This window comes from Asticcacaulis aquihabitans (genome assembly GCF_032490435.1).
Taxonomy (GTDB): Bacteria; Pseudomonadota; Alphaproteobacteria; order Caulobacterales; family Caulobacteraceae; genus Asticcacaulis.
On record NZ_JAVGWM010000001.1, the window covers coordinates 641,364 to 654,550 of the forward strand.

The window sequence follows — 13,187 nt, forward strand, 5'->3', positions numbered from 1 at the left end:
AACCCGGAGAGGAAAGCCAAACCGGACAAAAGGGGTGGTGGCCGGGCGAATGCAGGCCTCGCCCGGCGGTCGGCGCTTAGTAGGTCAGGTCAAAGCCCAGACGCATATAGCGCGGTGTGTTGTAATACGACGGCAATCCGTAGTTCGGGTCGAGATTATCCGGGTTCCCGTAATCACGATCCAATTCGTATTCGGCATAGCGTCCGACGACGGCATGCTGGTCGAACAGGTTGAAGATATCCGCACGCAGGACCAGATTCCCGCCCATGGCGTACTTCTCAGGCACGGTATAGCGCATGGATACGTCGAGGGTCTTGAGCCAATCGCCCTTCAACCCCTTGCCTTGCGGCGCCGGCTTGCCACCACAATAGTGCGTCAGAGCTTCGCCGTAGCCGTAGGCATAGTCGTCGGTCGGGTGAACGCCCAAGCAGCCGATATGAACCGGCGACTGGACGAGCACATTGGCGCCGACCATGAAGTTGCTGTTGATCGCGTAAGAGCCCCAAAGCTTTAAGGTATGAGTACGGTCGTTCGGCAGCAGGCCCGTGGCGTAGTCTTCGAAGCCGGGCGAGTCGAAGGCGATCGTCGAGCCGGCATCGGTCTGCGCTTGCAGGCCGGAATCGGATTTCACCGTGCCTTCATAATTCCCGTAGGATTTCGACCAGGTATAGGACCCTTGCAGGCCCCACTTGCCGTCGAAGGCGCGCTTGAAGTCGAACACCAGCGCCTGATATTCACGCTTGGGATTGTGGAAATGTCCCAGTTGGTCGGCCGTCAACGTGATCGTCCGTTGCTCGGTTTCGCCGGCCAGAGGCTGCTTCAGCTTGATCGTCACGTCGTGATCGCCAACATTCCACACATAGTAAGAATTGGAGATGGTCCCGTCGGTGTAGGTCGAGCTGTTGAGGCCATTGGCGTCCAGATAGGTAATGATCGCATTCTGGAAGTCGGAATCTTCGGACACGCGCTTCAGCTCACGGTTGGTGTAGCTGAGGCCAAGGCTCCACAGATCGTTGACACGATAGGTGGTGCCGAGAACGATTTCGTCTTCCTTGGTTGCCTTAAGTCCTTTCGCGGTCTTGGAGTCCGCGCCTTCCTGGGTACCATTCCCCAGGACGTAACAGCCTGCGAAGCCGGCCTGCGCCGTCGAAAGGCCTGGTGCGCTGGTGATGTTTGAGGTCGGGCACGGCGCATCCCCGAGTTCGGCAAACTGTTCGCCAACCGCTTGCGGCAAGCCGGTCGTCGGATCGAGTACGAAACCACCCGCCGGCGCCTTGAAGGCCGCATAGTAGTACAGGTCCTTGCCGCGATAGCCGAGGTTCATGGCCGGAGGGATAAAGTTTGTACCGTACGATCCATAGACCTTCCACTGCCCCTCACCCGTCGGGTCCCAGGAGAAACCAAGACGCGGCGCAATGTTGTTCTTGAGGTCAAGATAGGTCTGACCCGACAAATTATTCTGCTTGAAGTCGTCGTTACGGACACCGATCTGCAGGTTCAGGTTCGGGGTAACGTCCCACGAGTCCTGTAGGTAGTAGGACTGGTTTTCGGCCGAAACATTGCCGCCGAGGTTTTCGTAGATGACGCGCAGATAGTCACCAACGCTACTTGATTTACGGAAGTTATACTGAACCGGCACAGCACCGGTCAGGTAGTCCTGCTTCAGCATGCTGTTTTCTTCGTGGTCGATACCGAAGCGCACGTGGTGACGGCCAATCAGGTCGAAGCGTACGTCGCCGTCAGCGCGCCAGAACTTGCGCTCGACATTGTCGATCGAGACGGCGGTGTTCTTTTGCGCTGAAATCGTTGGGTTTGTGCCGTCGGTGCGACGATCCTTGACGCCATAGCTTGTCGTGTCGGTCGGGATAATATTGTCCCGCGTCTTCATGTCGCCGACGGCAACAGACACGGTGAACCAGTCGGTGACGTTGCCGGTATATTTGGCAACCCAGTTTTCGCCGCCCAGGGCTTCGGTCGAATAGCCGTTCGGAGCGCCTATAACTTCGCTGCTATCATCGAAGTCCCACTTGTTGATCTTGTCGGTACGGCGCGTGTTCCAATAGGTGAGTTCGAGGTGCTGGGTCGGCGTGATGTAACCGTCCAGCTTCAGGCCATAAAAGGGATCGGTATTCTTGGTCTTCTGATAGTAGCCAGCTTCGGTATTGGCCAGTGTCGTGTAGGTGTCGCTGGCTTGATACATACCGTAGGCGAACAGGTGATCCTTGATGATCGCGCCGCCGGCCTCGACGGACAAGGAATTGTCCTGGGCCGTGGCGAACTTGCCGTTACGGTTATAGGCGCTGGCCTGCTCGGAGCGCAGATCGGACGGCTGGTAGTTGCCATGGACGGCAAACATGAACTCGTTCGAGCCCGACTTGGTCGTGGCGTTGACGACACCACCCGTGGCGCGGCCGAATTCAGCGGCATAACCGCCGGTCTTGACTTCGATGGTCTTGTAAAAATCGAACGGAACATCGGCGCCGCCGACATAGGTGTCGGGGTTGGTGACATTAAGGCCGTTGATATAGTAGGCGTTTTCAGCGACCGAGCCACCGCCGAACGAGGCAACGTCGCCGAAGCCGGGATTGCCCTTTGTAACGGTCGGCGCCAGCATGGTCACGGCCGTCAGGTTGCGTGCGATCGGTTGTTGCGACATCAAGGTATCGAGATCGACCGTCAAACCAGTCGTCGTCTTGGTGAAGTCCTGGCGTACGCGCTTGGCCTTGACCACGACGGTCTGGACAGCGCCGGTCGCCTGAAGCGAGGCTTCGAGGCGGACTTCCTGCGAAATCACGACGCTGACACTCGTCTGGTAATTGTCGTAGCCGCTGGCCGAAACGACGATGTCGTAATTGCCGGGTGCCAGACCGCTGGCCGAAAAGCCGCCGGACGCGTTGGAGGTCAGGTTACGGGCCTGGCCTTGCGCGGTATTGGTCAGGGTGACGGTGGCGCCCGATACGGGCTTACCGTCCGCATCGGTGACGGTGCCGGTCAGGGCGCCTGAGGTGTAGTCCTGGGCAACGGCCGTGGCCGGCGCAAGGGTCGCAATTGTGGCGAGGAAGGCTGGCGCGGCCATAAGGGCCGAGCAGATGGTCGTCGTCGCCATCAGCGTGCGACGGGCAGTTCCTTTTTTCAATTTCGTCTCCGGGTTTGCAATTTATAGGCGTATGCCAGCCTGTACCCCGCAAGCGGCAAGTCTCAAATGTCACAACTGTGTGACAAAGTATAGCTAAATAACGACATTTTAGTCGCAAATTTGACCAATTTGGCGATACATTACGAAAATTTAATCCGGAACAACGCTATTTGGCCGAATTTTATTTCTACGTTTGGACTCTATCGGAAAAAAATTACCAATTTGTAATGCGCCAACCTATACGTCCGGTTGATTGCGCGTACAGAAATCGACTCAAATACTGAGTCGAACACTGTTATCGACCCAGAGTCAGTTTCTTTTAAGACAAACCCGGCCACAGTTACTTTAGTAACTTAAATATCTACATAAAAAATGAGGGTATAGCCGCGATTACTGAGTGATCGGGAGTGCTGGGCACTCCCGCCACAGGGGATTTACGCCAAGGTCCGCACCGTCGGTTCACGGTCGAAATAGCGACGGACCGCAGCCTTCGCTAGCGCGTCGACCGCCACGACGCCGGCATCGGGCACGACGCCGGCCTTGTAGAGCAAGGGCTGTGCTTCGGGCGTGTGACCGATGGCCTTTAAGTGGCCGAAGGCATTCATGACAAACTCGACCGCCGCTCCGTCTTTTAACAACATCAGCGTGCCGCTGTCCGACAGCAGTATGGCGACCGCGTCGAAAATCTGCGACGGCGCGCCAGCCAATTGTGCGTCAGCCTTGACGGTAGAACCGTCGCTCAAGGTGACACCGCCGACCTTAGGCGCAACGATAACAGCCTTGCCCCCCTCGCCTTCTATATCGGCGATCAGCGTCTTGAGCGCCGCTGCGTCCGAACCGTCGGCGATCAGTATGCCCACCTGACGGCCTTTCAGGGTTTCAAGCATCTTCTTCTGAATGCTGAGCGCTGGCGACGGCGACATGTCGATGGGCTTTTTAGCCGCCGGATTGGCGGCAGGCAGATCTATGCCCAAACCGTCAGCGACACGTTTGGCCAGATCCTCATCGACATTGCGCAGATTGGCCACCGTTCGGGTCTGGACCGCCGCCACGCCAACCTTGGACAGTTCGAACGTGAAGGCCGACGCAATGTGGGCGCGTTCGTTGTCGGTTTGCGACTGCCAGAACAGGCGTGCCTGGCTGTAGTGGTCGGCAAACAGTTCGGCGCGAATACGCAGCTTCGGCCCCTGCTCGTCGCGGTCGGCGCGGCCCTGAAATGACGTGAAACCGGTCATCGGGCATTCACGCGGCCCGCCCACTTCGCCATTGTCGGCCAGGGAGTTAGGCTCGTAATTGGCGCGCCCCTTCGGTACAGTCATCTGAAACTGACCGTCGCGCTGGAAGTTCATAACCGGACATTTGGGTGCATTGATCGGCAACTGGTGGAAGTTGGCTGTGCCCAGACGGGATTTTTGCGTGTCGAGGTAGCTGAACAAACGACCTTGCAGCAGCGGGTCATTGGAGAAATCGATACCGGGCACGATGTTGGCCGGGCAGAAGGCGACCTGTTCAGTTTCGGCAAAGAAGTTGTCGGGATTGCGGTCCAGCACCATCCGGCCGACGATACGCAGCGGCAAAACCTCTTCCGGAATGAGTTTGGTTGCGTCCAGCACATCATAGGGCTGCGCGTCCGCAAAGGCCTGATCGAATACCTGCACGCCCAATTCCCATTCGGGGAAATTGCCGGTATCGATGGCTTCATAGAGATCGCGGCGATGATAGTCGTTGTCGGCAGCCTGGAGCTTAAGCGCCTCGTCCCACACGGTCGACTGAAGACCGAGCTTCGGCCGCCAGTGGAACTTGACGAAGCTTTCACGGCCTTCGGCATTCACCATGACGAAAGTGTGGATGCCGAAGCCTTCCATCATGCGCAGGCTCCGCGGCAGGGTGCGATCGGACATGGCCCACAGCAGCATGTGCGTGGTTTCCGGCATCAATGACGCAAAGTCCCAGAAGGTGTCGTGCGCCGACCCGGCTTGCGGGTAGGCCTTGTCCGCCTCCATCTTCACCGAATGGATAAGGTCGGGAAACTTGATGGCATCCTGGATGAAGAAGACTGGAATATTGTTGCCGACCAGGTCCCAGTTGCCGACCTTTGTGTAGAATTTGACCGCAAAGCCGCGCACATCGCGCGGGGTATCGACACTGCCCGCTCCGCCCGCGACAGTCGAGAACCGCACGAAGACCGGCGTCTTTTCACCGGCGCGCTGAAACAGGTCAGCCGTTGTTATGTCGCTGAGCGGATCGGTGACTTCGAAATAGCCATGCGCGCCGGATCCCCGGGCATGAACAATGCGTTCGGGGATACGTTCGTGGTCGAAGTGGAATATCTTTTCGCGCAGCACGAAGTCTTCCAGCAAGGCCGGGCCGCGCGCACCGGATTTCAGGCTGTTTTGATTATCAGAGACACGAATGCCCTGATTTGTGGTCAGGTGCGCGTCGTCGCCACCCGTTTCCTTACCGCCGTGATGCACCTGCTGATGCGTTTCGCCGCCGTTGCCGGATGTCGTGTCGAACCTGTCCATATTGTGTCGCCTTCCTGAATGCAGGCGCTACTTGGCGGTTTCGTCAGTAAGTACGCAATCAGGATGCCCGGAGAGGTCGTAAGGAGACGGTAAGCGTCCGGTCAGCCCGCCCGGCTGCGGCCACGCATCTGCGGATGCATGATGACGAGCACGCGCGGCGCCTGCGGATTGGTCGGCAGAGGATTACAATTTTCGTCGTACAGGTGTTCGCCGATGATAAAGAGGCGCGGCTTCAGCTTCTTCTGGATCACCAGTTCCGGACGCGGACGGCCTTCCAGCTCAACCCAGCAGCAATCGTAAAGTTTACTCATGACGGTACTCACCCCGCGCGACGTTTCGTCGTCCGCACCGGTCTCTATTACCCGCCTTCTGGTGAGTGTCCGCAGCCCAACCTGCGTTCAGTATTTGTTCGCAGAGCCGCCGTCGTGTCAACGGGAAAAATCACCGCGACGGCGCTAAACCCTGGAACCGCCTGACGATGGCGGCATCATCGCGCGCGATGGCGCATTTTTGCCCGACCGTCCGGCAACGGGCCGGTCTGGCCGCAAACTGCGGCAGGCAGGCCTTGAGCGCTGCCTTTCCTTTGGCGGTCAGGGTGAAGATGCGCGACCAGCGGGCGTCCTCACGATGACGCGGCGCCTGATTGGCCAGGTAATGCATGTCGGAACAGGGATCGTAGGGCGACAACATCTGGACCTTAAGCGTCGGAAAGGCATTGCGAACGTCACGGCAGACAGCGCTGAGCGACAGACCGCACCGATCGAGATAGGTTTTCAAAAACGGTGACAGGGTGAGGTATTCATCGCGATCCGGCCGCTGATGTTCGTGTATCAGGCCGAGAACATGACCGAATTCGTGTAAAACCGAACCGTATGACGCCTTGGCTTCGATCTGGATTTGGTTGAACGCAGGCAAATGCCCCAGCGTCGCATTGGTAGCATCGACGCTGCCGACGATATACAGGCTGTCCAGGCGCTTTTTGTCGTGAACGAAACGCACGCCTGTTTCCGTGGACCATTCGTCCATGGCGCGGCAAGCCTTGGCGGCGGATGTCGCGACAGACCAGGTCCGCCATCCTGTGCAATTCGCGCCCTTGGCACCGGCGCGTTTTAGGAGAGCGGGATCGAAATGATAGGGCACGACCGCATCCGACCACGGTTTCGTACCGTCCTGCACGGCGGCGGCGCAGGAAATGCCGGGCAACAGAACCGCCGCCAAACACAGCCCAACCCAAGAGTGGCTATTCCGTCTTCCGATTGTAGGATTGCCGCCCCTTCGCATGGCTTTCTTATACGGCAAGGCGCTTAGTGCCACCATGGCAAAATCCTCCCTGTTCAATCCCTTCGCCCTCTGGGTCGATCTCGGCATGCAAACTGCCGGCATGATGCTGGCCTCGGCGGAGGTCATCACCCACCGAACCTCGCGCATGGCGCAATCCAGTTGGCCGCCCAACGCCAAAGATACGGCGGAGTTCACCCTGATGGGCGCCGAAAAGGTCGATGCGGCCATGGAGTCGCTGCAATCCGTGGCCCTGTCCATGATAACCCTGAACCCATTGATGAGCACGCGGGTATGGCGTCAAATATCGGCGGTTCAGTCAGACCTGTTCAGCCTGGCCACCAGTGTCTCACTGCCCCAGGCCATGGCGCGCAACGCCAAGCTGAGCCGGTCCCTGAGCCGAGCGGCGAACAGCGCGACGGGCTTGTCTGACCGTACCGCCACCGCGGCGTTGAAAGCCCTGCAACCGATCCGCTCGCGCGCCATGGCGAATGCCAAGCGATTGGGTACGGCACCCAAGCCTTAATCCTCGCCGTGGCCGATCGATTTTTTGCGGTGGGTGATGAACAGCCACGCCGCTGTCAGGATGACCAAAATGATCGGTCCGTAAAGCAGATGGGACAGATGCGGGTCGACGAGCGGATCGATGATGTATTTGACCAAGCTGAAGATGTAATAGCTGACGGCGAAGACGGACAGCCCCTCGACCAGGGCCGACAGCTTCATTTGCAGCTTGGAGCGCACATTCATGCTTTTGAGCAGCCCCTGGTTCTGAACCTCCAGCGATATGGAAATGCGCGCCCTCAAGAGGTCGCTGACGCGGCCGATGCGGGCCGAAATATCATCCAGCCGGCGTGACGCCGCCTCGCACGTCCGCATGGCCGGTTGCAGGCGGCGTTCGATGAATTCCTGCATGGTGGAAAAGCCCGCGACGCGGCTTTCGCGTAAGGACACCAGACGGTCCGCCGTCAGACGCGCATAGGCTTCGGTGGCGCCCTGCCGGAACCGCACGGCATTGACGCGTTGTTCGACCTCCGCCGACAACGCCATCAGGCGCTCCAGCAAGTCTTCCTGCGATGCGCTCTGGCTGGCCATGTCCGAGGTCAACGCCGCCAGACGGTCTTCCGCGCCCTTCAGCCACGTCATCAATTCGCGCGCCACCGGAAAGCCCAGCAGGGCCAGCTTGCGGTAATGGCCGATCTCGATCAGGGTTTGTAACAGGCGCGAGGCCTCGTCGTTTTCCAGCCCCTTGTCCTGGACGTAGATGCGCCCTGCCCCCAGCTTGTCTTCCTTGGCGTGCATGCGGAAGTCGCTCCAGATGCGCGCCGCGCCGTCGAACACGTCGCAACAGACCGCCTGGGTCAGATCGATCACCGTCTGTAACTGCGCTTCCTTGGGCTCGTAAGGCAGGACGGAAATCTCGACGCTGCGAAAAACCCAGCCGGGTGCCGCGTCAAGCCAGTCGAACTCGGCCATGCGGATCTTGCCAAAGCCGAGCGTTTTCTTGACATCGGCCGACAGGGAAATATCCGTGTCGTATTTCAGCCAGGTCGAAAATTCGCCGTGGCGCTCCCAGATTGCACCGCCGGTGTCGCCGATGCGCGCCAGCCGCGACCGATCGCCTGCCCCCGGATCGAGGTGGTCGATCCAGGCGCTTTCCGCCGCGCGCTCGGCCTCGGTCACCAGATATACCCAACTGCGCACCGCGACGGGCGTGCGGTATATCGGCAAGGTGCGTTCATGCATGAGGTCACTGAGGGAGCGCCTCAGATCATGGTCGTTGGGAGAGGTCATTTAAAGCCGTGGCATTATGATTATAGGGCTGAGCATAGCAAGGTTCTCTGACCTTGCGTCATCACGTCTGACGTCAAATTACTTCGTTATCGGGTTTCCGGCGGCCCCAGATACGACGTTTTCTGGTCGCCGGTATCAAGCACCAGCCGTTCCAGCACCACATTGCCGTCCATGCGGAAGACCTTGATCGTATGGTCGCCCGACTTGAGGCCTGTGAACGGCGCGGACAGGATGACGATATTGTCCTTTACCGCCTGGCTCCACTGCGGTGTATCGGGCTTGAGGTTGAAACTTAGAGTCTGCGCCGGCCCGTCATCTATGGCCACCGCGACGCGCAAACCGCCGGCATTACGCGTGTCGAAGGTCGGGGCGAGATAGAGATGAAGCGTCGCATCGGCCGTCTTCTGCAGGGTGATATCGTATTCCAGCCGAACCGACCGGTCCGTCGTCGCAGCCGCTGTCTGTGGCAGGGATATGACGGACGACTGGGTGCGGCCCAGATTGGGAATGACCTGCCAACGCACGCCGTCCGCTTCGGTTTTGCGCGCGAAATGTTCCGCCTCAATGGCAATCTGCCCGTCAATTTCGGCAAAGCGCCCGTCAGATGAGGACCTCAGGCGGGAGGTAAATCGGTCACGCCCTTCGGGGCGGACGACCCGAACGCCGGGTTTGACCGTCAGGCGGCTGACAGGCGGTATGACCCGGGCGTCCGGCTGCTGCCAGTTGTCGTAACCCGTATGCACCTGGCTCATCATCCGATCCCACTTGCCACCCGCCAAGGCGTGATAGGCATCGACCAGGGCGCCGTCCTTTCGGAAAGCCGCTTCGGCGGCATCGGCTTCAACATTGGCCCAGGGTTCGCCCTTTGCCGCATAGCGGTGATTTTCAGCGACATGGAGATACAGAGAATAAAGGTTGGCACTGGCAACGACCGGATATTCAACCAACTGATAATAGGCATTTTTCGCATCGGCCGGTAGGGTGCCTGAAAGGGCTTCGGTTCGGTCGGCCAGCCTCCCGTAGTCTAATTCCATATCCGATAGTGACGGCAGGTCGAACACGGAGGCATCGATCAGTTCCGGCTTCTTGCGCGCATTATACTGGCTGTAACGCGTCAGGATGTCGCCGATGTCCGCCGCATGGTCCGGCCCGAACTGTTGCGCGGCCCACCGAGCGGGATAGGCCTTTAGCGCTTCCGGCGTCATGGCTTCGGGGTTCCAGGCCATGTCCATGAAGAAGCTCAAGGGAAATTCCATCGGCTTGATATCGCCGACATTGACGATCCACAGGCGGTTGGCCCCGGAGGCGTAGGCCAGGTCCATCTGCTGCCAGGTCTTTTCGATCTGGTTGGTGTTGACCCACTTATAGTTACGCGGCACGCCGACATAGTCGAAATGGTAATAGACGCCATATCCCCCTGCCCGCGTCTCACCCGTTTTTTCTCCGGTCAGGCGCGGCAGGCGGCGGATTTGGCCCCAGTTGTCGTCGGAGAACAGCAGGGTCACATCATCCGGCACCTGCATGCCGTGATCGTAATAGTCCTGCACCTCCTTGTAGAGCGCCCAGACCTGCGGTGTTTGCGCGGCCGGCTTTCCCGTCACATCGGCAATGATACGGCGCTGATCGGCAACAATGGTTTCCAGAAGCTGCGTCGCGGTGCCTTCGGTCATGGGCTCGTCGCCATCACCGCGCATCCCCAGGGTCACGACATTTTCAAAGCCGCCCGTGTGCATGCGTTCGATGCCGCCGCGCCAGAAGGCGCGCAGATTGTCGCCATTTTGCGTGTAATCCCATTTGCCGCCGGTAATGCCGGTTTCGGGATGACGATGCCATTCTTCCTGGGCGCGGGTCATGGGTTCATGGTGCGACGTCCCCATGATGATGCCATAGGCTTGCGCTGTCTTCAGGTTTTCAGGATCGTCATCGGCGAAGGCCTTGCCCCACATGGCCGGCCAGAGATAATTGCCTTTCAGCCGCAGGTTCAGTTCGAAGACGTGGCCGTAAAGCTCGTGATTGATGCCGCCGAATTTTTGGCGCGCCCAGCCACCGAAGGCCGGTTCTTCGTCATTGATGAAAAAGCCGCGATACCGGACCTTGGGCGCGTCGCTGCGCGTGCCCGTCGTCACGTAAAGATTGTCTTTGTGCACCACCGGCACATCGGCCCACCAATACCAGGGCGAGACGCCCATTCGGGCGGAAATGTCATAGGTCCCGTAAATGGTCCCGCGCGGGTCGGCGCCGGCGATGACCAGAAGCCGCCCGCCCGCCTTACTCGCAATCACCGTCTGGGAATAGGCTTCCCACTTGCCCGCGATCGCTGCCGTATCGATGCCCAGTTGCGCCACGGCTTTTGAATGGCCCAACTCCCCGATGATCACGATATCGCCGCCGCCCGTCAGGTCATGAACGATGTCGGCCTTGCGCCCGGACACGCGTTCCAGATCGGCGGCAAAGTCGGCGGCCACCCGGCGCACAGGCGCGGCGGCATCGGCATCGACATAGACCTTGGCCGGCTGTCCATCCCGGATCAGGGCGAACCCGTCACCGGTCCCTTCACATACCGCCACGGCCCCTTCGCAGGCCAGGGCGCGCACCGGCATAATCATCAGGAGGGCCGAAATAAGCCAAGGCTTCATAGTCGTAAACTCCCCTTGATCAAGGCGCGTAACTTGTCGCGAACGGCCTGAGTCATCCGGCCGAAGCCATGCTTGCCGCTATCCGGCAGGTGCGCCACCGCTTCATCCGGCGCATCGAAGACATAGCGGTCGAGAATATGCCGCCACACCTGTTTCTGGGCCGGTGGCAGGTCGCGCAAGGTCAGGATGGCGGCATAGAGGGCGGTATTCGGCGACAACCAGTCGCTGCCTGCGTCGTTCCACCAGTAATTGACCAGAATATTGAAGCCTTCGCGCGATTGGACATGGTGCCACCAGGCATAGGGCACAAATACAGCGTCACCCGGTTCCAGGTCGCCCTGCAAACCGGCTTCCAGGGCGTCTTTCAGACGCGGGAACCGTTCAAAATCTGGGTCTTCGAGGGACGCCATGCTGACCGGCACACCGCCAGGCGCGAAGTCGAAGGGACCAGGATAGAGGTTATCGATCTGATCGGGCGGAAACAGCGTGAAACGCCGGCGCCCCGCCACCAGGCAGGCGATATTGTGCGACGGGTCGAAATGGGTCTGGGTCCGGACACGATTACCGATCCACATGCGCGGCCCGAAGGAGGTATCCAGCAGGGACAGGCGGTTTTCGTCTTCAAAGCCCGGCATATACTCGCTGAGGATCACCGACTGGGCGTAGATGGTGACGAAATCCTCACGCTCGCGATTTTCGACCAGCCAGTCGAACAAGGCCGCCAGCGGCCGGGTGTCGGTCGTGAAATTATAGCCGTTGACCTCGTCGTTATAGAAGAAGCGCCCCTTGAAAAGCGGCGGCAGGACCGAGACGGGCACGGCCTTGCCGGGGGTCGCGAAGGCTTTCAGATAGTCGCGAACGGCCGCATCGGATTGGCGCGCCCGCGCGACGGCGGGCCAGTCATTGACCAGCCCCTTCATGATGACCGGTTGCCCCGCCGGCAGGATATCGGCGTCGAACCGCGCGCGGTCGATGCCGGTCACGACCGGGATTGGGCGCATCAGGACGCAAGCGCGGCGGCGATGGCCGCCTGGGTATAGGGCGCCATCGCGGCATAGGCGATGCTGTTGGGGTGCACGCCGTCATTGCCGAAATCGGGCCGCAGGGCGCCGGCTTCTGTCGCCAGGGCCGGCCAGTAATCGACATAGGTATAGCCCTGGGCCGAACAGACCGATTTGATCCAGTTGTTGAGCGCCACAAATTTCTCATGTGGATTGCCGACTTCCGGGCGCCACGGGAAATGATCGGCGGGCGGCACCGATGCCATGATGACCTTGATGCCATAGATGGTCGCCAGATTGGCCATGGCCTGAAGGTTATTGGTCGTGGCCACCGGATCGTAGGGGTCCTGGTTCTGGGCCACATCGTTGGTGCCGGCCATGATGTGGACGGCCTTGGGGCGCAGGGCGACGACATCGGCCATGAAACGCACTAGCATCTGTCCGGTCACCTGACCGCCGATGCCGCGGCCGATCAGGCCGTTATCGGCGTAGAAGGTGCCCGACTGCCCCGGCCAGCCGTCGGTGATGGAATCGCCCATCATCACCACCTTGCGTGCACTGTCCGGCAATTTCATCGCATCGGCGTTGGCAAGACGGTAACGGCGCATCTGGGCCCAATCCTGTCCGACCGGCTGCACCGTCAGGGTCGCCGGGTCCTTGTAATCCTGCAAGGCGGCCTGGACCGCCTGGGCTTCATATGTGTCCTGCCCCTTGTTCTGGGCCGCCGCCGCGCTGGCCAGGGTCATGGCCGCCCCGCCCGCCAAAGCGCCGGTCAACAGGTGGCGCCGCTTGATATCCGTCATAAATGCCTCTGTCC

At 59.9% G+C, this 13,187-nt stretch carries 9 protein-coding genes; 1 reads left to right on the forward strand and 8 read right to left on the reverse strand.

Annotated elements, in window-relative coordinates; translation table 11 throughout:
• Positions 1-76: 76 nt before the first annotated feature.
• From RCJ00_RS03165 to RCJ00_RS03180, 4 genes are all read right to left on the reverse strand, one after another.
• On the reverse strand, positions 77-3,136 hold the full coding sequence (locus RCJ00_RS03165; RefSeq protein WP_316220224.1) for a TonB-dependent receptor: 3,060 nt from the start codon (positions 3,134-3,136) through the stop codon (positions 77-79).
• 434 nt (positions 3,137-3,570) lie between these two features.
• Complete coding sequence (locus RCJ00_RS03170) at positions 3,571-5,661, reverse strand: catalase (protein ID WP_316220225.1); 2,091 nt, start codon at positions 5,659-5,661, stop codon at positions 3,571-3,573.
• A 101-nt stretch (positions 5,662-5,762) separates the two neighbouring features.
• Positions 5,763-5,972, reverse strand: coding sequence for a hypothetical protein (locus tag RCJ00_RS03175; RefSeq protein WP_316220226.1), 210 nt, complete (start codon positions 5,970-5,972; stop codon positions 5,763-5,765).
• 130 nt (positions 5,973-6,102) lie between these two features.
• A complete protein-coding gene (locus RCJ00_RS03180) occupies positions 6,103-6,864 on the reverse strand; it encodes a M12 family metallopeptidase (protein ID WP_316220227.1) in 762 nt (253 codons plus the stop codon).
• 76 nt (positions 6,865-6,940) lie between these two features.
• Between RCJ00_RS03180 and RCJ00_RS03185 the strand changes: the two genes are divergently transcribed.
• Positions 6,941-7,465 (forward strand): polyhydroxyalkanoate granule-associated phasin, encoded by a 525-nt coding sequence (locus RCJ00_RS03185; RefSeq protein WP_316220228.1) that lies wholly within the window; start codon positions 6,941-6,943, stop codon positions 7,463-7,465.
• Here the strand turns inward: RCJ00_RS03185 and RCJ00_RS03190 are convergent.
• The 4 genes from RCJ00_RS03190 to RCJ00_RS03205 all read right to left on the reverse strand — a co-directional run bounded on the left by RCJ00_RS03190 (position 7,462) and on the right by RCJ00_RS03205 (position 13,173).
• Positions 7,462-8,733, reverse strand: a complete 1,272-nt coding sequence (locus tag RCJ00_RS03190; RefSeq protein WP_316220229.1) for a DUF3422 domain-containing protein — start codon at positions 8,731-8,733, stop codon at positions 7,462-7,464. The two genes, RCJ00_RS03185 and RCJ00_RS03190, sit on opposite strands and share 4 nt — an antisense overlap.
• Before the next feature lie 86 nt (positions 8,734-8,819).
• Positions 8,820-11,369: a glycosyl hydrolase 115 family protein gene (locus tag RCJ00_RS03195; RefSeq protein WP_316220230.1), complete on the reverse strand. Its 2,550-nt coding sequence runs from the start codon at positions 11,367-11,369 to the stop codon at positions 8,820-8,822.
• The gene (locus RCJ00_RS03200) at positions 11,366-12,370 is read right to left on the reverse strand and encodes a cupin-like domain-containing protein (protein ID WP_316220231.1); all 1,005 of its coding nucleotides are present in this window, start codon (positions 12,368-12,370) and stop codon (positions 11,366-11,368) included. The genes RCJ00_RS03195 and RCJ00_RS03200 overlap by 4 nt, the downstream gene beginning before the upstream one ends.
• Complete coding sequence (locus tag RCJ00_RS03205; protein ID WP_316220233.1) at positions 12,370-13,173, reverse strand: GDSL-type esterase/lipase family protein; 804 nt, start codon at positions 13,171-13,173, stop codon at positions 12,370-12,372. The genes RCJ00_RS03200 and RCJ00_RS03205 overlap by 1 nt, the downstream gene beginning before the upstream one ends.
• Positions 13,174-13,187: the final 14 nt, after the last annotated feature.

What these genes read in the sequence shown, in the direction of transcription:
- RCJ00_RS03170 (WP_316220225.1), bottom strand. Translation starts at nt 5,661, where the DNA reads ATGGACAGGTTCGACACGACATCCGGCAACGGCGGCGAAACGCATCAG.
- RCJ00_RS03175 (WP_316220226.1), bottom strand. Translation starts at nt 5,972, where the DNA reads ATGAGTAAACTTTACGATTGCTGCTGGGTTGAGCTGGAAGGCCGTCCG.
- RCJ00_RS03185 (WP_316220228.1), top strand. Translation starts at nt 6,941, where the DNA reads ATGGCTTTCTTATACGGCAAGGCGCTTAGTGCCACCATGGCAAAATCC.
- RCJ00_RS03190 (WP_316220229.1), bottom strand. Translation starts at nt 8,733, where the DNA reads ATGACCTCTCCCAACGACCATGATCTGAGGCGCTCCCTCAGTGACCTC.
- RCJ00_RS03195 (WP_316220230.1), bottom strand. Translation starts at nt 11,369, where the DNA reads ATGAAGCCTTGGCTTATTTCGGCCCTCCTGATGATTATGCCGGTGCGC.
- RCJ00_RS03200 (WP_316220231.1), bottom strand. Translation starts at nt 12,370, where the DNA reads ATGCGCCCAATCCCGGTCGTGACCGGCATCGACCGCGCGCGGTTCGAC.
- RCJ00_RS03205 (WP_316220233.1), bottom strand. Translation starts at nt 13,173, where the DNA reads ATGACGGATATCAAGCGGCGCCACCTGTTGACCGGCGCTTTGGCGGGC.